Source organism: Chryseobacterium endophyticum (assembly GCF_056333165.1).
The window spans coordinates 96,181-118,320 of sequence record NZ_JBWGXE010000001.1 but is presented as its reverse complement, the minus strand read 5'-3'; the positions used below and the strand labels follow the sequence as shown (position 1 = coordinate 118,320).

At 43.5% G+C, this 22,140-nt stretch carries 19 protein-coding genes and 1 riboswitch; of the genes, 18 read left to right on the top strand and 1 reads right to left on the bottom strand.

Annotated elements, in window-relative coordinates:
- Window positions 1-12 precede the first annotated feature (12 nt).
- The 18 genes from AC0N32_RS00535 to AC0N32_RS00450 all read left to right on the top strand — a co-directional run bounded on the left by AC0N32_RS00535 (window position 13) and on the right by AC0N32_RS00450 (window position 21,030).
- Complete coding sequence (locus AC0N32_RS00535) at window positions 13-726, top strand: Crp/Fnr family transcriptional regulator (protein ID WP_476391932.1); 714 nt, start codon at window positions 13-15, stop codon at window positions 724-726.
- 62 nt (window positions 727-788) lie between these two features.
- The gene (panB, locus tag AC0N32_RS00530; protein ID WP_476391931.1) at window positions 789-1,604 is read left to right on the top strand and encodes a 3-methyl-2-oxobutanoate hydroxymethyltransferase; all 816 of its coding nucleotides are present in this window, start codon (window positions 789-791) and stop codon (window positions 1,602-1,604) included.
- Between the two features lies 1 nt (window position 1,605).
- Window positions 1,606-1,932, top strand: a complete 327-nt coding sequence (locus tag AC0N32_RS00525; protein WP_476391930.1) for a hypothetical protein — start codon at window positions 1,606-1,608, stop codon at window positions 1,930-1,932.
- Window positions 1,933-2,613, top strand: a complete 681-nt coding sequence (locus tag AC0N32_RS00520) for an RluA family pseudouridine synthase (protein ID WP_476392656.1) — start codon at window positions 1,933-1,935, stop codon at window positions 2,611-2,613.
- A gap of 8 nt (window positions 2,614-2,621) precedes the next feature.
- Window positions 2,622-3,464 carry a hypothetical protein gene (locus tag AC0N32_RS00515; protein ID WP_476391929.1) on the top strand — a complete coding sequence of 281 codons (843 nt, stop codon included), beginning with the start codon at window positions 2,622-2,624 and terminating at the stop codon, window positions 3,462-3,464.
- Window positions 3,465-3,559: 95 nt separating this feature from the next.
- A riboswitch (TPP riboswitch) is annotated at window positions 3,560-3,660 on the top strand.
- A gap of 58 nt (window positions 3,661-3,718) precedes the next feature.
- Entirely contained in the window at window positions 3,719-3,925 is a 207-nt protein-coding gene (thiS, locus tag AC0N32_RS00510; protein WP_476391928.1) for a sulfur carrier protein ThiS, read from the top strand.
- Between the two features lie 24 nt (window positions 3,926-3,949).
- Window positions 3,950-5,761, top strand: a complete 1,812-nt coding sequence (thiC, locus tag AC0N32_RS00505; protein ID WP_476391927.1) for a phosphomethylpyrimidine synthase ThiC — start codon at window positions 3,950-3,952, stop codon at window positions 5,759-5,761.
- The gene (locus tag AC0N32_RS00500) at window positions 5,758-6,342 is read left to right on the top strand and encodes a thiamine phosphate synthase (protein WP_476391926.1); all 585 of its coding nucleotides are present in this window, start codon (window positions 5,758-5,760) and stop codon (window positions 6,340-6,342) included. The genes thiC and AC0N32_RS00500 overlap by 4 nt, the downstream gene beginning before the upstream one ends.
- The gene (locus tag AC0N32_RS00495) at window positions 6,318-7,061 is read left to right on the top strand and encodes a hydroxymethylpyrimidine/phosphomethylpyrimidine kinase (RefSeq protein ID WP_476391925.1); all 744 of its coding nucleotides are present in this window, start codon (window positions 6,318-6,320) and stop codon (window positions 7,059-7,061) included. Before AC0N32_RS00500 ends, AC0N32_RS00495 begins: the two co-directional genes overlap by 25 nt.
- Before the next feature lie 114 nt (window positions 7,062-7,175).
- The gene (gene thiE / locus AC0N32_RS00490) at window positions 7,176-7,790 is read left to right on the top strand and encodes a thiamine phosphate synthase (RefSeq protein WP_476391924.1); all 615 of its coding nucleotides are present in this window, start codon (window positions 7,176-7,178) and stop codon (window positions 7,788-7,790) included.
- Window positions 7,791-7,793: 3 nt separating this feature from the next.
- Window positions 7,794-8,570 carry a thiazole synthase gene (locus AC0N32_RS00485; protein WP_476391923.1) on the top strand — a complete coding sequence of 259 codons (777 nt, stop codon included), beginning with the start codon at window positions 7,794-7,796 and terminating at the stop codon, window positions 8,568-8,570.
- Between the two features lie 118 nt (window positions 8,571-8,688).
- The gene (gene thiH / locus AC0N32_RS00480; RefSeq protein ID WP_476391922.1) at window positions 8,689-9,813 is read left to right on the top strand and encodes a 2-iminoacetate synthase ThiH; all 1,125 of its coding nucleotides are present in this window, start codon (window positions 8,689-8,691) and stop codon (window positions 9,811-9,813) included.
- A gap of 875 nt (window positions 9,814-10,688) precedes the next feature.
- Window positions 10,689-11,399, top strand: a complete 711-nt coding sequence (locus AC0N32_RS00475) for a HesA/MoeB/ThiF family protein (protein WP_476391921.1) — start codon at window positions 10,689-10,691, stop codon at window positions 11,397-11,399.
- 265 nt (window positions 11,400-11,664) lie between these two features.
- Window positions 11,665-12,243, top strand: a complete 579-nt coding sequence (locus AC0N32_RS00470; RefSeq protein ID WP_476391920.1) for a hypothetical protein — start codon at window positions 11,665-11,667, stop codon at window positions 12,241-12,243.
- Between the two features lie 49 nt (window positions 12,244-12,292).
- Window positions 12,293-15,097 carry a DUF8202 domain-containing protein gene (locus AC0N32_RS00465; RefSeq protein WP_476391919.1) on the top strand — a complete coding sequence of 935 codons (2,805 nt, stop codon included), beginning with the start codon at window positions 12,293-12,295 and terminating at the stop codon, window positions 15,095-15,097.
- Window positions 15,098-15,506: 409 nt separating this feature from the next.
- Complete coding sequence (locus AC0N32_RS00460) at window positions 15,507-16,085, top strand: hypothetical protein (RefSeq protein ID WP_476391918.1); 579 nt, start codon at window positions 15,507-15,509, stop codon at window positions 16,083-16,085.
- A gap of 821 nt (window positions 16,086-16,906) precedes the next feature.
- Window positions 16,907-20,116: a beta strand repeat-containing protein gene (locus tag AC0N32_RS00455; protein ID WP_476391917.1), complete on the top strand. Its 3,210-nt coding sequence runs from the start codon at window positions 16,907-16,909 to the stop codon at window positions 20,114-20,116.
- Between the two features lie 179 nt (window positions 20,117-20,295).
- Window positions 20,296-21,030, top strand: a complete 735-nt coding sequence (locus AC0N32_RS00450) for a DNA-binding domain-containing protein (protein WP_476391916.1) — start codon at window positions 20,296-20,298, stop codon at window positions 21,028-21,030.
- A 444-nt stretch (window positions 21,031-21,474) separates the two neighbouring features.
- Here AC0N32_RS00450 and AC0N32_RS00445 read toward each other — a convergent pair whose 3' ends face one another.
- Window positions 21,475-21,897: an endonuclease domain-containing protein gene (locus tag AC0N32_RS00445; RefSeq protein ID WP_476391915.1), complete on the bottom strand. Its 423-nt coding sequence runs from the start codon at window positions 21,895-21,897 to the stop codon at window positions 21,475-21,477.
- Window positions 21,898-22,140 lie beyond the last annotated feature (243 nt).

The window sequence follows — 22,140 nt, the reverse complement described above, 5'->3', positions numbered from 1 at the left end:
ATGTCATATAAAATGTCGCAGGAACAACAGATTGCAATCGAAGACAGGTTCGCCAGAGTTTTTAATGATAAATCATTCAGGGATAGGCTTTCCAGTGCTGATTTTGAGAAATATATCAATGCTAAAAAGAAACTGACTTTTCAGAAGCATGATACGATTTTCGAAGACGGAGAAGCGCCGAAAGGAGTGTTTGTTTTGGAAAAAGGAGCTGCCAAACTCTCGAAATCCGGGGCATTCGGGAAAGACCAGATTTTAAGATTTATTAAAGAAGGCGATATCATCGGTTACCGTTCTTTACTTTGCGGAGAAAATTTTCAGGCTAAAGCTGAAGCCATGACCGACATTGAAGCCACTTTTCTGCCGGCGGATGTTTTCATGTATCTTTTGGAAGTAGATCCTAAGCTTTCTTTCATCATGCTTCAGAAAATTGCTTACGAATTGGGAGAATCTTCCAACACCATTACTTTCCTTGCACAAAAGACCGTAAGAGAAAGGCTTGCAGAGATTTTATTGCTTCTGGAACAGAAATTAGGCGTCGATCCGGAAGGATTTATTAAAATTTCTTTGACCAGAGAAGAGATCGCCAACATCATCGGCACGGCTACAGAAAGTGCCATCCGTCTTATTTCAGAATTCAAGGGAGACAATCTCATCGAAGTAGACGGAAGAAATATCAAAATTCTCAACCACGACAAATTAATGAAACTCGGTCACGTAGTTTTATAAAATCATACAAACTTCAAGTCGGCCCAGCGCCGACTTTTTAACTTTACAAAAATAGATACATTATGTCTGTTCATTCTGAAATTAAAAAAGTTACCACTGAAACCTTGCGCAAAATGAAATTTGACAAGGAAAAAATAACCATGCTTACGGCATACGATTTTACCACTGCGAAAATGGTGGATGCAGGAGGAATTGATGCGGTTCTCATCGGTGATTCTGCAGCAAACGTAATGGCGGGTTTTGAAACCACATTGCCGATTACTTTAGATCAGATGATTTACCATTCTCAAAGTGTGGTCAGAGGAACCGACAGAGCTTTGGTCGTAGCCGATCTCCCTTTCGGAACGTACCAGAGTAATCCTGAAAAAGCTCTGGAATCTGCGGTAAGAATGATGAAGGAAGGTGGGGCTCATGCCGTGAAAATTGAGGGTGGCAAAGAAATTTCAAAATCTATTAAAAAGATCATCAATGCCGGAATTCCTGTGATGGGACATTTGGGATTGACACCGCAGTCGATTTATAAATTCGGGACCTATAAAGTACGGGCAAAAGAAGAAGCCGAAGCAGAAAAGCTGATCGCGGATGCGCAACTTTTGGAAGAACTGGGCTGTTTTGCCGTGGTTTTAGAGAAAATTCCGGCAGATCTTGCCAAAAAAGTAACGGAAGCCATTTCCATCCCGACGATCGGAATCGGGGCAGGGGCGCATTGCGACGGGCAGGTTCTGGTGTATCACGATATGGTAGGAATGAACAAAGGTTTCAGTCCTAAATTTTTAAGAAGATACCTTGATCTCTATACGGAAATCACCGAAGCCGTGGCACAATACGTAAAAGATGTAAAAAGCCAGGATTTTCCCAACGAAAATGAAAGCTACTAATATGGGGAATCAACAATCTATTCAGGGAATTTTATCGATCGCGGCATTGGTTTGCCTCGTGGCAGGATGGTTTAATCTGTTTTCTCCTGAAATCAATACTTTACTGTCAAGAAGAATTTTCTACATTCTCATCGGCGCAAGCTTTTTTTTACAGGCACCGTTACTGTCCAATAAAAATTTTTCCTACGCAATGTATGCCGCAGCGGTAATATGCGTGCTTGGCGGACTTCTGATCCCGATCGGTTCCAAACTGGAATCTCTTAAAACGATAGGGCTTTTAGGAGGAATTATTCTTTCATTTGTAAACAGGCCCACGTACCGTCAGTAGATCATGGAAGAGCAGATCGTGTATGAAGACAACCATCTATTGGTGATCAATAAGAAAGTCGGACAGCTCGTTCAGGGTGATAAAACCGGCGACGAATCTTTACTGGATTCCATTAAAAATTTCATCAAAAAACGGGACAATAAACCCGGAAATGTATTTCTGGGCCTCGTTCACCGTATCGACAGGCCGACTTCAGGTCTGGTGATTTATGCCAAAACATCCAAAGCGCTGACCCGTTTGACGCAGATGGTTAAAAACCGGGAGATCACAAAAACCTACTGGGCCGTAGTGGCAAAAGAAATGATTCCTGAAACCCAAAGGCTCGTTCATTATTTAAAGAAAAACGAGAAAAATAACAAGGCTATTGTTTTCCCAAAAGTGACCGAGGGTGCCAAAGAAGCCATTCTTACCTATCATGTCATTAAAACGCTAGACAACTATCTGTTGTTGGAAATCGATCTTGAAACAGGAAGACATCACCAGATCAGGGCGCAGCTTTCGAAAGCCGGAGTTCCGATTAAAGGGGATCTGAAGTATGGCTCACCCCGCTCCAATCCGGACGGCGGAATTAATCTCCACGCCAGAAAGCTGGAATTTATTCATCCGGTGACCAAAGAAAATATCGAAATTATAGCAACGGTTCCGCAGAATGATGCGATCTGGAAGGCTTGTGAAAATTAGAACTACGAATGAAATTAAACTTTTATTTTTTAGCTTTTTTATTAATCATAACTTCATGTTCTACCTCTGAAAATGAGGTGCTTGATGAAGTTTCAGAAACTATAGTGGTAAATCCTGATAAGATATCATCACAATTTCCAATATTATTACAGACATCGGAAGAAAATGACCCAAACTGTTATTTTGTATACAACTCACAAGGACAGGTAACCAAAAAAATAGGGGGAATAGTACAGATGAGCAGTGCGGCAGGAATTCCAAATTTTTTCTCAAACTGGATATATACCACAGTTACGTATAGTGGAAATTCGGCGGAAATGAATACCTACAGCTCAAATTCAACTTTTAATCCTCAGGTAAATAAGAAATATTTTGAATTTGATAGTCAAAAAAGACTCATAAAATCCATTATATATGCTCCGTCTTCTATAGAATGGGAAAAACATCTCAGCTACAAATATGATGCAACAGGAAAACTTGTTGAAATTTTAACTGAGCTACCCAATATGCCTTACTTTCCTGATGATCCTGGTGATTACATCTTAACTTATGTTGACAAGTTCACATATGATGTTTCAGGTAATTTGTTGACAGCAACAACTACTGAGAGGCATGATAATGTTGACGCGTATGTTATGAAGAAAGTAGAGTTCAGTAACTTCGATACCGTATCCAATCCATTTCAAAGTCTTAGGATTTTCGAAGATTACTTTTATTTATCTTTATCAAAAAACAATTTTCAAAAAATAAAAACCCAGGAGTTTAATTTTGTTGGACAGGAAACATCCTTTAATGAAATGACATGGACCAATACATACACTCCGGACGGAAAATTAAAGCTTTATTATTAAATATATTTTAAACGTAAATAAACATCCCAGGGCGGGATTGTTTTTTTATTCCCTGGCTTAGAATTTTGTCCGTTCCAAAAAAATCTCTACCTTCGTTTCAACTTTAGGGGTGTCTGTTGACAAAACAGGCTGAGATTTTACCCTTTGAACCTGATTTCTAGATCATACTAGCGTAGGGAAAAGTGAAATGACTTTGCGGTACATTCTATTGTACCATCATAGGCATTCCTAAAGTTTATGTAAAAAATTTAGGAATGGAGCTCACAATCAACCACACATTAAGAACATTCGACGCACTTCCGGAAACACTGGAAGCATTATTGGCTATGGAAATTCCCCATAAAAGGAAAGGCATAGCCGTCGCACTTAACAACCGCATTGTTCCGCAGGCATTCTGGGCGGAGACCTTCCTCAACGACAAAGATTCAATCTTAATTATCACGGCCACTCAGGGCGGTTAATTCCACATAAAAAACAAATATTGTATGGCTCATAACATCACACGTTCGCCGTTTCCGAACTCAAAAAAAATCTATGTTGAAGGGGAAATTCATCCAATTCAGGTCGCAATGCGCGAAATAACACTCAGTCCGACAAAATTATCCAACGGCTCTTTAGAGCATAACCCGCCGGTTACCGTTTACGATACCTCGGGACCTTACACCGACGAAAATTCCGAAATCAATATTGAAAAAGGACTTCCCAGGATGAGGGAACAATGGATTTTAGACAGGAACGATGTAGACATTCTCGACGGAATCACATCAGAATACGGAAAAGCACGCCTTGCCGATTCCAGGCTGGATGAACTGCGTTTCTCTTACAATCACAAACCCAAAATTGCAAAAGAAGGAAAGGAAGTTACCCAGCTGTACTATGCTAAGCAGGGAATCATCACGCCCGAAATGGAATACATTGCCATCAGGGAAAACCAGCGGATCGAGCAGCAGGCTTCTGTTTCCAAAGAAATGGCTTTTCAGCATGAAGGGAACAGCTTCGGCGCGAGAACCCCGAAAAGTAAAATTACTCCCGAATTCGTAAGAGACGAAATCGCGGCAGGAAGGGCAATTATTCCCAATAACATCAACCATCCGGAAAGCGAGCCGATGATTATAGGGCGGAATTTTTTAGTTAAAATTAATGCCAACATCGGAAACAGTGCCGTTTCCTCGAGCATTGAAGAAGAAGTGGAAAAAGCCGTCTGGGCCTGTCGTTGGGGAGCAGATACCATCATGGATCTTTCCACCGGGAAAAATATCCACGAAACGAGGGAATGGATCATCAGGAACAGCCCGGTGCCAATTGGTACGGTTCCGATCTACCAGGCCCTGGAAAAGGTAAAGGGGGTTGCAGAAGATTTAACCTGGGAAATCTTTAAAGATACTTTGATTGAACAGGCGGAGCAGGGTGTTTCTTATTTCACTATTCATGCCGGTGTTTTGTTGCGATATATCCATCTTACCGCAAAAAGAGTGACGGGAATTGTTTCCAGGGGCGGTTCTATCATGGCGAAATGGTGTCTTTTCCACCACAAAGAAAACTTTTTGTACACGCATTTTGAGGAAATCTGCGAGATCATGAAAAAATACGATGTGGCTTTTTCCCTGGGAGACGGTCTTCGTCCGGGTTCGATTGCCGATGCTAACGATGAAGCCCAGTTTGCAGAGCTTGAAACATTGGGAGAATTAACCAAAATTGCCTGGAAGCATAATGTTCAGGTCATGATCGAAGGGCCAGGGCACGTTCCGATGCACATGATTAAAGAAAATATGGACAAGCAATTGGAAGAATGCCATGAAGCGCCGTTTTATACTTTAGGACCCTTAACGACAGATATCGCACCGGGCTATGACCACATCACTTCCGGGATCGGAGCGGCCATGATCGGCTGGTTCGGGTGCGCGATGTTGTGCTACGTGACGCCAAAAGAACATTTGGGACTTCCGAATAAAGAAGATGTAAAAGTAGGCGTGATTACCTATAAGCTGGCTGCGCATGCTGCTGATCTCGCGAAAGGCCATCCGGGAGCACAGTACAGGGACAATGCTTTAAGCAAAGCAAGATTCGAATTCCGGTGGGAAGATCAGTTCAATCTTTCACTGGATCCGGATACGGCAAGATCTTACCACGATGAAACGCTTCCTGCCGACGGGGCGAAGATCGCTCATTTCTGTTCGATGTGCGGACCGAAATTCTGCTCCATGAAAATCACACAGGAAATCCGTGAATCCGCAGAAAAAGGAATGTTCGACAAATCTCAGGAATTCATTGAAAAAGGAAAGCAGATTTATATATGATCGTCATCATCACGCCTGAAGAATGGGTTCGGAATGAAACGGAATGGATTAATGAACTGTTCCGTGAAGGTTTAGATCTGCTGCATATCAGAAAGCCATTGATGCATCGGGAAGAGATGAAAAGTTTTATTCAAAAGATAGAGCCGGGATTTCATGCTCAGTTGGTTTTGCATGGGCATTATGATCTGACTGGGGATTTCGGGATTTCAAGATTTCATTTCAGGGAAGCAGACAGAAGGAATAATGTACACAAAGCTTTTGCGGGTAAGGTCATTTCGACATCCGTTCATGATATCGGAACCTTTAATGAATTGGATGATGAATGGGAATATGCTTTTATCAGCCCGGTTTTTCCAAGTATTTCTAAAAAAGGATATGGAGAAGAATCAACGGTTTTAAATGATATTAAAAACAGAAACAATCCGAAAGTAAAGCTGATTGCACTGGGAGGAATTAATGAAAACAATATTCATAAAGTTTTCGCTAGTGAAGCCGATGGAGCAGCTCTATTAGGAGCCATTTGGGAAGACAATGATCCGTTAAATATTTTCAGGAAATGCAGACAGAACGTCCTTTCGTAATGAGCATTGCAGGCTATGATCCCAGTGGCGGAGCAGGCCTGCTGGCGGATATCAAAACCTTTGAACAATTGAAGGTTCAGGGATTAGGCATCTGTACGGCCATGACGCTACAGACCGAATCCCGGTTTTTCAGCCTGGAATGGCAACCGCCGGAACAGATTCTGTCAGGGATAAATGTTTTAATGAGAAATTATCCTGTCCGGGCCATAAAAATCGGCGTGGTAAGAGATGCCGATTTTTTAAGTGAAATAATCACGACCATTAAAGCGAATCATCCGGAGGCAAAAATTGTTTGGGACCCGGTTTTAAAAAGCACTTCAGAATTTTCCTTTTTTGACCTGAATACCATTTCACAACTGAAAAATGTGATCCGGCAAATTGATTTAATTACACCAAATTATATTGAATATAAAATTTTAAAAGAAAATCATGTTTTTCAGGTTGGGGATGGTTCATGTTCAGTTTTAATTAAGGGAGGTCACCGGGAAGACCGGTTAGGAACAGATATTTTAATGGAAAAAGATAAAGAAATTTTAATTGATCCTGTAGACAAAACCTCAGCTTTTTATCCAAAACACGGTTCAGGCTGTGTGCTTTCTTCAGCCATTGCGGGTCATTTAGCAAAAGGAGAAAACTTAGAAACAGCCTGCCGAAAAGGAAAATTATACATTGAAAAGTTTTTAACAAGCAATCCGACTTTACTGGGATTTCATTCTTGAAATATATTATTTAAAGATTTCTATCATTTGCTGAATGAAATGCCGTTGCGAGCGAAAAATATGCAGAAAACTTTTAAAAACTAACCTTGCGCCCTTCGCGTTAAAATAAAAGAAATGGAAAAATTACAATACATCTCTCAGGGACTTACCATGGAAGATCAGGAGCTGAACATCAGAAAAGCCCTTGATAACGGTATACAATGGATACAGGTCCGCTGGAAAAACGGGCCTGAAGATGAATTCACCAGGCTTTGCGAAAAAGCAAAAACACTTTGCTCAACATATCAGGCGGTATGCATCATCAACGATAATGTTCAGATCGCCAGGGATATTGAGGCGGATGGGGTTCATGTCGGGTTGCAGGATATGCCGGTGGAAGAAGCAAGGTTGATCCTGGGAAAAGATAAGATCATTGGCGGTACGGCCAATACCTTTCAGGATGTGCTACAGAGAATGGTAGAATCTTGTGATTATATCGGCCTCGGACCGCTGCGATTTACACCGACCAAAGAAAAGCTGAGTCCTGTTTTGGGATTCAGGGGATATCAGGACATCATTCAGGAATTAAAAGAAAGATCATTGGAGATCCCTAAAATATTTGCCATTGGCGGTGTGGTACTTAACGATATAGAATTACTTCAGCAGATTGGTATTTACGGGGTTTCGGTTTCCGGGCAGATTACCCTCAAACCTTCCCTAATCAACGATTTTAAAACAGCATTATATTAAATTATGGATAATCAGAAATTAACAATAGCAGACCGTATTTTCGAATCAAGACTATTCCTGGGCACGGGAAAATTTGGAGATCTGTCACAGATGACCGATTCCATCATCGCTTCCGGGAGCGAACTTGTAACGATGGCACTGAAACGCATTGATGTACACTCTTCAGAAGATGATATTTTAAGTGCTTTAAAACCGACAAAAGCGCACCTTCTGCCCAACACTTCGGGAGCGAGAACCGCAAAAGAGGCTGTATTGGCCGCACAGTTGGCGAGGGAAGCCCTGGAAACCAACTGGGTAAAACTGGAAATACATCCCGATCCGAAATATTTGCTGCCCGATCCCATTGAAACCCTTTATGCCACGGAAGAGCTGGCGAAACTGGGATTTGTGGTGATGCCTTATATTCATGCCGATCCTGTGTTGTGCAAGCGTCTCGAAGATGCGGGAACAGCTGTGGTCATGCCTTTAGGAGCGCCGATCGGGACGAATAAAGGACTCAGGACACTTGATTTTTTAGAGATCATCATCAGCCAGAGCAATGTTCCTGTGGTGGTCGATGCCGGAATTGGTGCGCCTTCCGATGCGGCAAAAGCAATGGAAATGGGAGCGGATGCCGTTTTGGTGAATACCGCCATCGCCGTTGCTCACGATCCTGTACGAATGGCGCAGGCTTTTAAAGAAGGGGTAATTGCCGGACGAAGAGCATTTGAAGCTGGACTGGGATCCATCGCGCAACATGCAGAAGCTTCAAGCCCGCTGACCTCTTTTTTGTTTGACTAACCGAGTAAGTCGCAGTAGAGCCCTGAAGGGGCGACCTAAAACAGGATAGGATGCAGTCCTATCCCTAATTAATAAAAACGTATAACATTTACACCTAAATAGGATTAAATTAAATGGTATGAAGACTTTTACAGACCTTTTTGTACACTACCAATGGGATGAAATAAAAGAAAGGCTCGGAAAAGTGACGTTGTCCGATGTCGAAAGAAGTCTGCAGAAAACGAACAGAACCATAGAGGATTTCCTGAATTTTCTGTCACCCGTTGCTGCCGGAAAATTAGAAGCCATGGCAAATAGGGCACAACATCTCACTCAGAAACGGTTCGGAAAAACCATTCAGCTGTATGCGCCGTTGTATCTCAGCAATGAATGCCAGAATATCTGTACCTATTGCGGATTTAGTTTAGACAACTCCATTAAAAGAAAAACACTGACTGATACTGAATTGATGACCGAAGCTTCCGTTTTAAAATCTATGGGAGTGAATCATGTTTTGCTGGTCAGTGGAGAGGCGAACAAAACTGTCGGAATAGACTATTTTCTGAATGCCGTCCGTTTATTGAAACCCCATTTTACGAATATTTCCATTGAAGTACAGCCTTTATCTGAGGAAGAATACCGGCAGCTGCATGAAGCCGGGGTGAATGCGGTTCTGGTATATCAGGAAACCTATCATCAGGAAGTGTATAAAGAATACCATCCGAAAGGGAAGAAATCCAATTTCACTTTCCGTCTTGAAACACCCGACAGGATTGGAAAAGCGGGGATTCATAAAATGGGGCTGGGGGTATTGCTTGGTTTGGAAGACTGGCGGGTGGACAGCTTTTTCAATGCGCTTCATATCGATTACCTTCAAAAGCAATACTGGAAAAGCAGGTTTTCGATATCCTTTCCCAGGCTGCGTCCGGCGGAAGGCATCATAGAACCGAACTTTATGATGTCAGATCAGGATTTATTACAACTCATCTGTGCTTACAGGATCTGGAACGAAGACCTTGAGATTTCCATTTCGACCCGGGAAAATGAGAAGTTCAGGAACAACATCATTTCCCTGGGGGCAACAGCTATGAGTGCCGGCTCCAAAACCAATCCCGGAGGATACGCCGTCGATAGAGAATCTCTGGAACAGTTTGAAACCAGCGATGAGAGAAGCATGGATGAAATCAGAAACATCATTAAAAAAGCCGGATATGATCCTGTCATGAAAGATTGGGATGCTGCGTATAATGGAAATCTCCTATAGCTAAATGCCTGTAACTACAAATTACATTCACTTATTCAAACCATTTTTAATACTTAGCTCTGGGAGCTCTTCCAAGTGAAACGGCTTTGCGAAACTTAAATATACTCAATCATGTCAAAAAACCTTCGCGCTCTTCGTGTTCAAAAGCTTGATGAATATCGAAAACCACCCCGTCAAAAATTCGTTGAATTTTCGCCACTCCTTCACAGGAGTGGAATTTCGTGCGGTCGGTATTACGATGGTGGTCGATTCTTACAACAATGCCCTCCGTGGTCTCTACCAAGTGAAACGGCTTTGTGAAACTTAAATATACTTAATCATGTCAAAAAACCTTTGCGCCCTCGGTGTTCAAAAACTTGATGAATATCGAAAACCACCCCGTCAAAAATTCGTTGAATTTTCGCCACCCCTCCACAGGAGTGGAATTTCGTGCGGTCGGTATTACGATGGTGGTCGATTCTTACAACAGTGCCCTCTGTGGTCTCTTCCAAGTGAAACGTCTTTGTGAAACTTAAATATACTCAATCATGTCAAAAAACCTTTGTGCCCTTGGTGTTCAAAAACGGTCTGCTCATTTGCTGAGTGAAACGCCTTTGCGCCCGGAAAATATGCGCAGCCTTTTAAAATAAACCCTTGCGATCCTTGCGTTAAAAAAATCCTCTCGCCGTCTACTCCGCGTGCTCTTCCAAATGAAACGGCTTTGTGAAACTTAAATATGCTCAATCATGTCAAAAAACCTTTGTGCTCTTCGTGTTCAAAAGCAGTTTGCTCATTTGCTGAATTCTAAAGTTTATAGTAAGGCTTTCGAAGTACCCTTGCTCCCGAAAATATACATCATCATATAAATAAACCTTGCGCTTTATTGCGTTAAAAAAATGAAAAAAGAAGACATTTACGCCCGCTACAGCCGGCAGATATTCATCGACGAAATCGGCCTTGAGGGGCAGAAAAAAATAATGAGCGCCAAAGTTCTGGTCATTGGGGCGGGAGGTTTGGGAAGCCCGGTCATCCAGTATCTCGCGGCGGCGGGAGTTGGGGAATTGGGGGTTGCGGATTTTGATGAGGTCGAATGGCACAACCTGAACCGGCAGATCATTCACCGTGAAGATGCTGTGGGTATTTCCAAGGTAAAAAGTGCGGAACGTTTTGTGAGCCATATCAACCATCAGGTGAATTTCATCGGGATCGAACAGAAAATAGATGAATCGAATATCGAGGATATAATTTCAGGATTTGACATTGTGGTGGACGGGTCTGATAATTTTAAGACGAGGTATTTGGTTAATGATGTTTGTGTGAAACTGAATAAGCCTTTGGTGTACGGCAGCATTTTGGGGTTTGAGGGGCAACTGGCGGTTTTCAATTACGGGGGAAGCAGGAATTTAAGAGACATCTTTCCGGAACCGCCATCGGAAGACCATCTTCCTGATTGCGACAGTCTCGGTGTTTTAGGCCCATTACCCGGGATGATCGGGAATATGATGGCTGCTCAGGTGCTCAAGATGGCTGCAGACCTGCCCTTGCAGCTCAACAGGCTGACTTTGGTGGATATGCTGCGGTGGCAGTTTCAGACGGTCGATTTTTAAATGAAGATCGATGATGGATAATGCTCAACAGAAAGGTGAATAATTTTAGCTTGTAAAACAACATGGCCAGTACCATTCTGCACCTGTGATTTTCTCACTTATGATTGAAGAATATTGAATTATATGATGAATAAATGAATATTTTTTAGTGTTTTAGGGCATAAAAAGTTAATTTTTTGTGAAAGTTATTATAATTTGTGTAAATTTGCGGACACAAAATAAGTCTTAACTGACTTTACACATGATGAAAAAAACAGCACAACGAATGAGAAAAATCTGGAAACAGAACGCACTCCCTGTATCGGGGAAGCTTTTCTATGTTCTCATTATCGCCTTTTTTCATACACACGGGCAGTCATTTTCCGGCAGCAATATTTACATAGAAAAAGAAACATTGATCTATATTCAGGATGGTGTGAAGCTCTATGGGCTTGGAGAAAGCGGGCACACGGCAGAAGATTCTATCACGGCAGCCCGGGGAACGACCGGCTTACTTCTGCCTGTCCATAAAAAGAACAGCAAAAAGAACGATGTGTCAGTTAAGAGGTCTGAGAAAACAGATCATGTACGGAAACAAGTAGATACCACTGCTTTTAAGGCAATCTCTTTACCACTGTCAGAGAGCAGGTATAGATTGGGACTTTTTGATAATAATGCAGGGGTGATGCTTGTTACCGGAAATCCATCTGTGAAATATACGGCACTGCATACAAGGCAGAGCTTTGAAAAATACATCCGTATCAGGGAAGAAGAGCGGGTTTCTTATGGTACTGCGTGCGGCCCTGTTTCAGGAATACTCATCATCCATTTCTCGCGGCCGCCCCCTTTTAAGAGTATTGTATAAATAGTAATGTATTCTCAAGAATATAACACAATACTTTTAAAATCTTATAATGAAAAACAAAATTTATTTAATGACAATATTCTGCATTTTGACAGGATATTGTGGCAACTTGCTCAGGGCGCAGACCGGGCCCGGTGGGGTTCCGGGAGCGTCACTGTGGCTGAAGGCAGATGCCGGTATAAATAGCAGCAGCGTGACGTACTTCAACGTACCTGCAGCCAACCGGACGGCGAGCAGCACTTATAATGATGCTTCACTGACACCGGCGTATTCTACGTTGTCTTCATCCAGTGCGTGGGCAGCCAGCTCGGCGGTAACCGGGCAATACCTTACCCTTGACCTGGGATCAGTTCAGACCGTATATGGTGTGGTAACTAAAGGAAGACAGGGATCTTATGCGCAATGGGTGAAAAAATATACCGTAAGCTATTCGAACGATAATGTTACCTATACTCCCTTAGGAATAACATTTCCTGGGAATATAGACCAGAATACGGAAGCGACCAATATATTTCCGTCGGCCATTACAGCCCGGTACGTACGGGTTACGGAAACGGATTATAATAGCCATCCCTGCATGCGGGTGGATCTGATTAAAAATGTGAATCCGTTTTCGGCAGGGGATTCCTCGGTGCATCTTTGGCAGGACCAGAGCGGCAACGGGATGAATTTTATGAGAAGGGGGGCAACGGCACCTGTATATCAAAATTCCGGTGCGGCAGGAACCAACTTCAATCCGGTGATTCAGTTCAACGGAAGCAATTATTTCGAGAACTATGTCTCTGTTCCTTCGGCAAACAATACCAATTATACAAAGTTTGCGGTATTTAACACGACGGGCACCACAGGAAATATAATCTCCGCCGCAGATCCCGGAAATTCGGCCTTTTACTTGAGTGGCGGGAGCTTATATTTGTACCATAATGGAAATTTGAGCAATCCGGTACCGGTAAGCAATAATGTTCCCGTCATTGGGACGGGGGTATGGAGTAATGGGACGTCCAACGGAACATACATCAAGACCAACGGTAAATCGGGGACCGCATTTACCAGCTCGACAGGGTATACGGCAGGAGGCCTGCAGATCGGTGCCTTTCAATCAGGTACTAATATTCCGGCTTCTTCTACCATAGCAGAGACTATTGTATTCAGCTCGGCGTTATCACCGGCTCAGATCAACAAGGTAGAAAGCTATCTGGCGATGAAATATGGGGTTACACTCGATCCGCAGAATTATGTAGCGGGCGATGGTACCGTTATATGGAACTCGGGAACGAATTCCGGTTACAACAACAACATCGCCGGGATTGGCTGGGATTATGACTCCGGATTGATCCAGAAGCAGTCGCAGTCGGTGAATGGCGGCTTTCAGCCGGTCATTGGAAATGGAAACATTGCCGCTACCAATGCCGGCAACAGCAACAGCTTCAATGAAGACGGTACCTTTATGGTATGGGGCTCCGATACGGGCAGCACCAACTTTTCTACGGCTTTTTCCTATGGCGGGCTAAACTACAGGATGGCCCGTACCTGGAAAGTGCAGAAAACGAAAACAATAGCAGCGGTGAAGATCGCGGTACCCGTAAGCCTATGGCTGGGGTCAGTAACAAAACCTTCTTTACTAGTAAGTGGTACTACCGTCTTTGTTGCCGATACCAATGCCAATAACAGCAATGACTTCGCAGCCGATAAAACCTTTATGGTATGGGGCTCTGATACTGGCAGCGCCAATTTTGCGACCTCCTTTGCCTTTGGCGGATTGAACAACAGAATGGGAAGGATCTGGAAAATACAGGAAACCGGAACCGTAGGGAAGGTGAGAGTAGCCTTAAAAGTGAGCGACCTTCCGGGAAGTATCACGAAACCTACACTTTTGGTCAGTGGTGACACGACCTTTGATGCTTCGGATTCTACGTTTTTAATGACCAAAGAAACCATTGGTGGAGTAGATTATTATGTAACAGCGGTCAATGCTAATATTGACTTCTCTTCTGGACAGTATTTCAGCTTTGCGGCTCTTGTAACAGCACCAGGTGGTGTTTTAAGTAGCTTAGGAGCCTGGTGGAAAGCAGATTATTCTGCATCGGGTACAGCATGGGCCGATGCCTCATCGAATGGTAGAAATGCTTCAATAGGAGGAGGTACAATAAGCTATAAAAACGGTGATTTTACCACTAACTTTAATCCACAGTTAACTACTGACGGTGGATGGATGTCATATACTAATCCGGTATATCCTAATGGCAGTAATTATGATAATATGAACATTTTTGCTATAGGTCAGCCGGTGTCAGGTAAGGTTTGTGCCGCTTGGGGTGAAAAGGCTAATAACAGTAACAGTAGTAGTACTAATAATGCTTCACTTTTTGTTTATAGTAATGATAATGAATATTTTGATGCTCCTTATGGATATCGTATCAATACGGCATTCTCTTCGAACGCTGGAGTATATGGTGCTTCCAATTTGATAGAGGGATGGAAAAGTGGAGTAAATATGAAGATGTACTTACAGGGTAAGCAAATATCATCATATACTACCGGAGGAGGAAACTATTATTCTACCGGTGATGCTAACCATTTATTTGCGTATTCCGGACAGGCTAGTACAGGAAACTCAGGATTAAGCGAAGTAGTTGCTTATAATAGTCCTTTAGGTGCGACCGACAGAATACGTGTTAACTCTTATATGGCTATCAAATACGGTATATCGTTATCAAATAATAATGATGGAAACACTACGGTTAATGAAGTTATAAGTGGTAGCATAAGAGAAGGAGATTATATTGCGTCTGATAATACGATCTTCTGGACAGGTTCTGCAACCTACCAGAATAACATCGCCGGGATCGGTTAGGAGAATTCCGGGAGTGGTGGCTTCGAGTCGCCTCAGCCACCAGTCAACAAGACTACCATTTCCATGGTACCAGCAACCCAAAAATCCACCGTAAGAAGACCTGCCGTAAACATTCCCCTCCCCTGGGGTACCGAAAATTCTGTGAATTTTCGGTGGGGTGGTTCAGGAGATTACAGATAGGTGGCTGATCGGAGTCGAAGCCACATTAACATTATCGTGTCTTAAATAGGTAGATAAGAACAATAACGCGTTGTCCTGCCCGAAGAGCCGTTCTTTAAAGTAAATGGGATGTTGTTTTCTATTTAACATATTATAAAACAGCTTATTATTATTGGCAAATAAAGTTTATTTGTTTACATTTGTCGCATAACGAGAAGTCTGGCATTACGGCTTCTTAAACACAGAAAGGATGGAGAAATCTGTAAACATATTCGCTAAGCCCCCTCAATTCGCACTTTTTTGCGTACGGAGGTTGTGCTTTGTGATGTTTTTCATCTCCCTTTCCTTCAGGTCGGAAACCCCTTTTCATGATCCGGATTCCGTGATCTTCGTATCTGACGGATCTTTTGTGTTTAATGTTTCCCAGGATGGGATTTATACGGAGGCTCAAATCCCTTTAAAACAAAGGGCTCCCAATAAACAGGAATATAAAAAGAGACGTAAAGTTTCGGTCAAAACCAACTTGCCAACGGCCTGTAACAATACGGTTCATAAGATCAATGCGGTGATGGCCTGCGCATCGCCTCAAAGTCCGCAGTATATAGGACGTTCGGGGAATACGCTTTCAACGGCGGTATTGGGAAACACTTTCCAGCCGAAGAAGCAGCTTAAAATAGCAGGCCCGGTTTTCATGGCTTTTTTAATAGTCTCTCTTTCAAAACAAAAACTACAATATTTCTATGAAGAACCCTTTACCCTCCTGAAGATGACCATGAGCCACTTCAGCCGGCCTCCGCCCCTAGGGTTTAAACACGAATGGCACGAATGATTTTGCACTAATGGCACCAATATATTTGGCATAGTGAATCCGGAAGCTCATAGTCTAAACTCCGCGAGCTCTTATAAGCAGACCAGCTTTGTGATAAATTAAATGATTGATGCATAAATACAACCACCCCGTCAAAAATTCGTTGAATTTTCGCCACCCCTCCGGTGGATGGGAATTCCCGGTTTTCGGTACGATGAGTGGTCGTCCATCTTCAATAGTTTACTGCGTAAGCTCTTCTAAGCGAAGCGGCTTTGCGAAACTTGAAGCAGCAAGCATGTAGAAGAAACCTTTGTGTCCTCCGTGTTCGACCAGTACGTGATCTAAACACCGATAGCACCAATAGGCAAAGCAAGGCAACCAACATTCGTGAAATTAGTGAAAGCCATTAGTGTTATTCGTGTTTAAGCCTCCGCAAGCTCTTCTAAGCGAAGCGGCTTTGTGAAACTTAAAAGCAGCAAGCATGTAGAAGAAACCTTTGTGCCCTCCGTGTTCGACCAGCAGCGTGATCTAAACACAAATAGCACAAATGGTCTTACACAAATAACGCTACTATTTTAGCAGGCTAGGCAGAAAGCAAGGCAACCAACATTCGTGAAATTAGTGAAAGCCATAGTGTTATTCGTGTTTAAGCCTCCGCTAGCTCTTCTAAGCGAAGCGGCTTTGCGAAGCTTGAAGCAGTAAGCATGGAGAAAAAGACTTCGTGTCCTCCGTGTTCCAGCCGCAGCGAGCATCACGACAAATAAAAAAACTTAGCGGCCTTCGTGTTCCAGAGCCGGGGGCCCGTGATTTAAAACAAAACAATAATCTTAAATACGAGAGTAATGAAACAATTATTTACAACGGCGGGAGTGCTTTTCAGTATGACCGCATTCGCACAGGTAGGGATTAATAATACGTCCCCGAAAGCAACCTTAGACATTACCGCCAAAACCACCGGAAGCAAGCCTGAGGGGCTTATCGTTCCGCAGCTGACCGGAGATCAGATCCGTGCGGCAAGTACAGGTTCGACGCCGGTTTATGGGTCGGCGCAGAAGGGGCTTATTCTTTTTGCCTCTGCCGCAGATACAGCCCCCGCAGGAGCCACAGCCAATATTACGGCTCCGGGGTATTATTATTTCGACGGCAGTGTGTGGCAGAAGATCTTAGGAAGCTCTTCAGGAGATACCACCAATGATGCCTTTGTTAATGACACCGGCAATTCGATGGTAAAAATCGGAACAAAATCAGATGGTACGGCAAGAGCAACGGGAACCGATTTCGTCGTGACCGATAACGGCAGCGTAGGGATAGGAACAGCTTCACCAAAAGGGCCCCTAAACATCAGTTATAGTAATGCGACTACTGCTATTACAAATTCAACGCTGTCACCCGGAATTATTTTGACCGGACAGTCAAATGCCTCAGGTGGAGGCCCGGGACTATACTTTGAAGGGCAGAATAACAATACCGGAACCCGGGTTTTCAAGTTCAATTTGATAAAAGATGCTTCAGGAGATGGATTACTCAATGTACGTTCCGTTTCTGACGATGCCGTTTCCGTGATAAGGTCCATCATGTCTATCAATGCGAGAGGCTATGTCGGAATCGGAACAGAAGCCCCAAAATCGTATTTTCATGCTAATACACCTACAGCAGGAGGCCTGATTGACGCAGGAATTTTTTCCATTAATAATTGTGGAGGATCCTGTGGACAGCCTACCGCAAGAAATATTGTTCTCAATAATTTAAATGGGACTAACGGTTTGTTTGCATCGATTGATTTTGTTCCCAGCCTAGATCCAACGGCATCATCCGGCGCTTCTATACAGGGGATCGACAGAGATGCCACCAATAACTATGCTGGGTTGGTATTTTATACAAGAAATGCTACCAACTATGCTTCACGGATGATCATAAAATCTTCTGGTAGAGTGGGGATCGGGACAAGTGCAGAAAGCCCACAAGCCACGCTGGACGTTAAAGCAATCAGCTCAGGTACCAGCCCCGAAGGGATTATCGCCCCAAGGCTTTCCCTGACGGCACTACAGGGGTACACGTATGACGGAAACCAAACCGGTGCCATTGTTTATGTGAATTCCGTTTCCGGAACGCCTACAGGACAGACGGCCAATGTGACCGCAGTAGGCTATTACTATTTTGATGGAACCAATTGGTTGAAAATGACTACTGGTGCCTCAGTAACCGATGCGACGACAACGGCTAAAGGGATTGTACAGTTGGCAGGAGATTTATCCGGAACCGCAGCATCACCGAGCATTGCCGGCAGTGCCGTAACCTCTGCTAAAATAGCAGACGGTGCGGTAACAGCAGCAAAACTTAACCAGATGTCTGCCAGCTCAGGACAGGTATTGGGATGGAACGGAACTGCGTGGGCTCCCACTGCCAATGGGATAAGTACAACGCTGAATAGCGGAAACATTCTGGTGGGTAATGCCTCCAATGTTGCTACCTCGGTAACACCTTCAGGAGACGTTACCATTTCCAATACCGGGGTCACTTCCATCGGAAGCGGAAAGGTCACTACTACCCAGATTGCAGACGGTACCGTAGCCAATGCAGATTTAGCTTCAGGAGCAGGTGGGATTTACAAAGGGGACGGTTCATTATCCGGGAATACTACCGTGACCCAAGCGGCTAATACTTTAGCTTTTACCTCTACAGCAACTGCGGGAACCAGCCATTTTACGGTGGATGGGAGTACCTTAAATGTAGATGCTGTTAATAATAGAGTGGGAATAGGAACCGCTGCTCCAAAAACATATCTTCAGGTACAATCACCGGCGGGCTCTGCTAGTCCGGTAGTAGCTTTTTCCAGTGTTAATTGTGGAGCAGGATGTGGTCAAGGAACGGCAAGAAATATTGTCCTTAATAATAATCAGGCCAATAATAGTCTCTTTGCTTCCGTTGATTTTGTTCCGGGGACAGATCCAACAGGTAGTTCCGGCGCAACTATACAGGGAATTGACAGAGATGCCACCAATAACTATGCAGGGCTATCATTTTATACCAGAAATGCTACGGATTTTGCTTCACGTCTGGCGATAAAATCTTCCGGTAGCGTTGGGATAGGAGCAGGAGCGGAAAGTCCGAATGCTACTTTAGATGTTAAAGCGATCACTGCCGGTACCAGTCCCGAAGGGATTATTGCCCCAAGGCTTTCTTTGACGGCACTCCAGGGGTACGCGTATGGTACGAATCAAACCGGTGCCATTGTTTATGTGAATTCAGTCTCTGGAACGCCTACAGGACAAACGGCCAATGTGACCGCTGTAGGCTATTACTATTTTGATGGAACCAATTGGTTGAAAATGGCTACCGGTGTTTCAGCGGGAGATACGACCAATGATGCTTGGATAAATGATACGACCAATAGCCTTGTAAAATTAGGTACAAATGCAGATGGTACAACAACAAGATCCGTAGGAACAGAATTCGTGGTAAAAGATAACGGACAAGTCGGAATAGGAACAAGTGCTCCTTCTGCTAAGTTAGAAGTAAACTCAGGGACAAGCAATACCTCCGGACTGAAATTTACCAACTTAAATAATACTTCTCCTTCTACCAGCAATGCTTCAACTTTAGGAGTAGATGCCAGTGGAAATGTAGTAGTACAAAGTGCCGCGCCGGTACAAACAAAGTTTAAATCGTTCAGTATTGACAGTAATGTAGCGACTAATTCGTTGGTTTCTATTGGAAGCCTGGAATTCAGATTTGCCGGAACTTGTAGTGGTAGTAATAGTTACATGCAAGCTAGATCTGCTTCTGGCGCAAATAATTCAGGTATTTTTCATGGCGCTTTTATTGACAATCAATCCGGATCAGGGTTTGTAAATGTAACGCCTGCAACGCTTTCAACAACTTTTGCAGATCTTACATCATATCCTCTTAACTGTGGTTCTGATGGACATGCGCAATTTTCTTTCTTTTCCTATACAGACCGTACGTATTACAGGGTTAATGTTCACATTGCTGATGGAGATAGTTTAGGATTTGGCGCATTGGGATATATATATGTGGAATATCAGAAGTAAACATACCTCATTATCCCCTGCTGGCGCGAGCGTCTTGCTCGTGCCGGTTTAGCAAGATCAGGGTTAGAGCGTAATTAAACCAGCAAACCGATATCCGGCTTTACCTTTTAAACTAAACCTTCAAGGTTTCCGAAACCTTGAAGGTTTTTAAAACAAACACCTTTTTAAAATAAATTAGTATGGCAACAATTCTTCACAGAATCAAAGCTTATCTGTACGATAACGTTTTAACGAAAGACAATCCTAATGATTTCACGGCGCGCACGGCGAGCGAGCGCAGCCTCAATGTTCAGCAGATCTGCCAGGCAGCCGTGTCCCGTGGTGGGGCAGACATTTCTGCTTCCTCAATGGAGCATGCCACCGAGCTGTTCCTGAAAGAAATGGCCTACCAGCTGTGTGACGGCTTTTCCGTAAATACGGGCTACTTTACGGCAAGCACAACCATCCGCGGGGTGTTCGACAGCCCTTCGGAGACGTTTAACAAAGACAAGCACAGCATCATTTTCCAGTTCAACCAGGGCGAAAAGCTCCGCGCTGAGATCCCTAACATTGAAGTGAATATCTTAGGCGTCGCCGAATCTTCGGCAGTGATCTTACAGGTTACCGATGTCAAGAGTGGTTCGGTCAACGACCTGCTTACTCCTGGCAGAAACCTGAAGATCGCCGGCAGCAAGATCAAAGTAGCAGGCGAAGATCCTTCGGTAGGGGTGTTCTTTGTCAACGCTTCTTCACAGGAAAGAACTAAAGTGGAGGCCAGTGATATCGTGACCAACAATCCTTCGGAGCTTATCGTAGTGATCCCGGCACTGGAAGCGGGGACGTATACCATAGAGATTGTCACCCAATATGCAGGCAGCATTACCCTGAAGGAACCGCGCATCGCCACCCTCAACAGGCAATTGGCTGTTGAATAATAAGCGGCTTGCATCGGTGCATGCAAGCGGTTTGCAAGGAGGCTTGTAAGGGTATTGCAAGGAGGCTTGCAAGAGGGTTACAAGGGAGCATGCAATGTCCTTGTGGTAAAAACAGACTATCCTGCAATGAAGTTATATCATAAGTATTAAGGTATATATCAGCGCAAAAGCATTCCATCGTGAGGGATGGGTATTTTCATCAATTGTGTTTGGCTCCGGCTCGGGAAATCTTTCCCGGCCGGAGTTTTTTTGTGGGGGCGTGGCTTCGGCTCCACTCAGCTACCGTTTGTAAAAAGGTCTTCGTTATATAAAACCGACCACTTCCAATTCCCCTCCACCGGAGGGGTGGCGGAAATTCCAACGGAATTTACGACGGGGTGGTATTACCCGATCTGCATAAAATATTCTTGCATATCACCCTCTATTTTTAAAAAAAATCAATGATTAAGAACTGTAATGTTCAATAATAAAGTTCTCAAGATCATTCATTGCCACTGAAAGATTTTGCTTAATATCAAAATCGGTAATTCTAAAAACTTTCAGGCCCAGACCCTCCAGAAACATTGTCCTTTGCAAATCATAGTCCTGCTTAAAATCGTGACTGATACCATCAATTTCAACAACCAGACCTAATGATTTTACATAAAAATCAACAATATAACTGCCGATAATTCTTTGTCTGTCAAAATCAATATGGTGAAATTTTTTGTTTCGGACCTGTTTCCAGAACAGGACTTCTGACAAAATACCTAATTTTCTTTTTTCCTTTATTAAAGGTTTGAGATGAGGGTTGTAAGGTAAGTTTCCGACGAAATTGCGGTAAATAATGATGCCCTGTATATGGGTGAGTATATGTTTTTCTGGCATTTGTGTTTAAGTTTAAACTAATTTAAGTTTTTTTCCGGAAGTGGAAAAGTGTAAAACCACCCCACCAAAAATTCAAAGAATTTTTGGCACCCCTCCATCGGAGGGGAATTTTTCGTACACTGTTCTTACGGTGTACTTTGGGGTTACTGTTACGAGGGAATGGTGGTTTCTGTTGAATGCTGTGGCTTCGGCTCCGCTCAGCCACCGCCAAAAAACAACGGCTCCTCATGGGAGCCGTTGGGA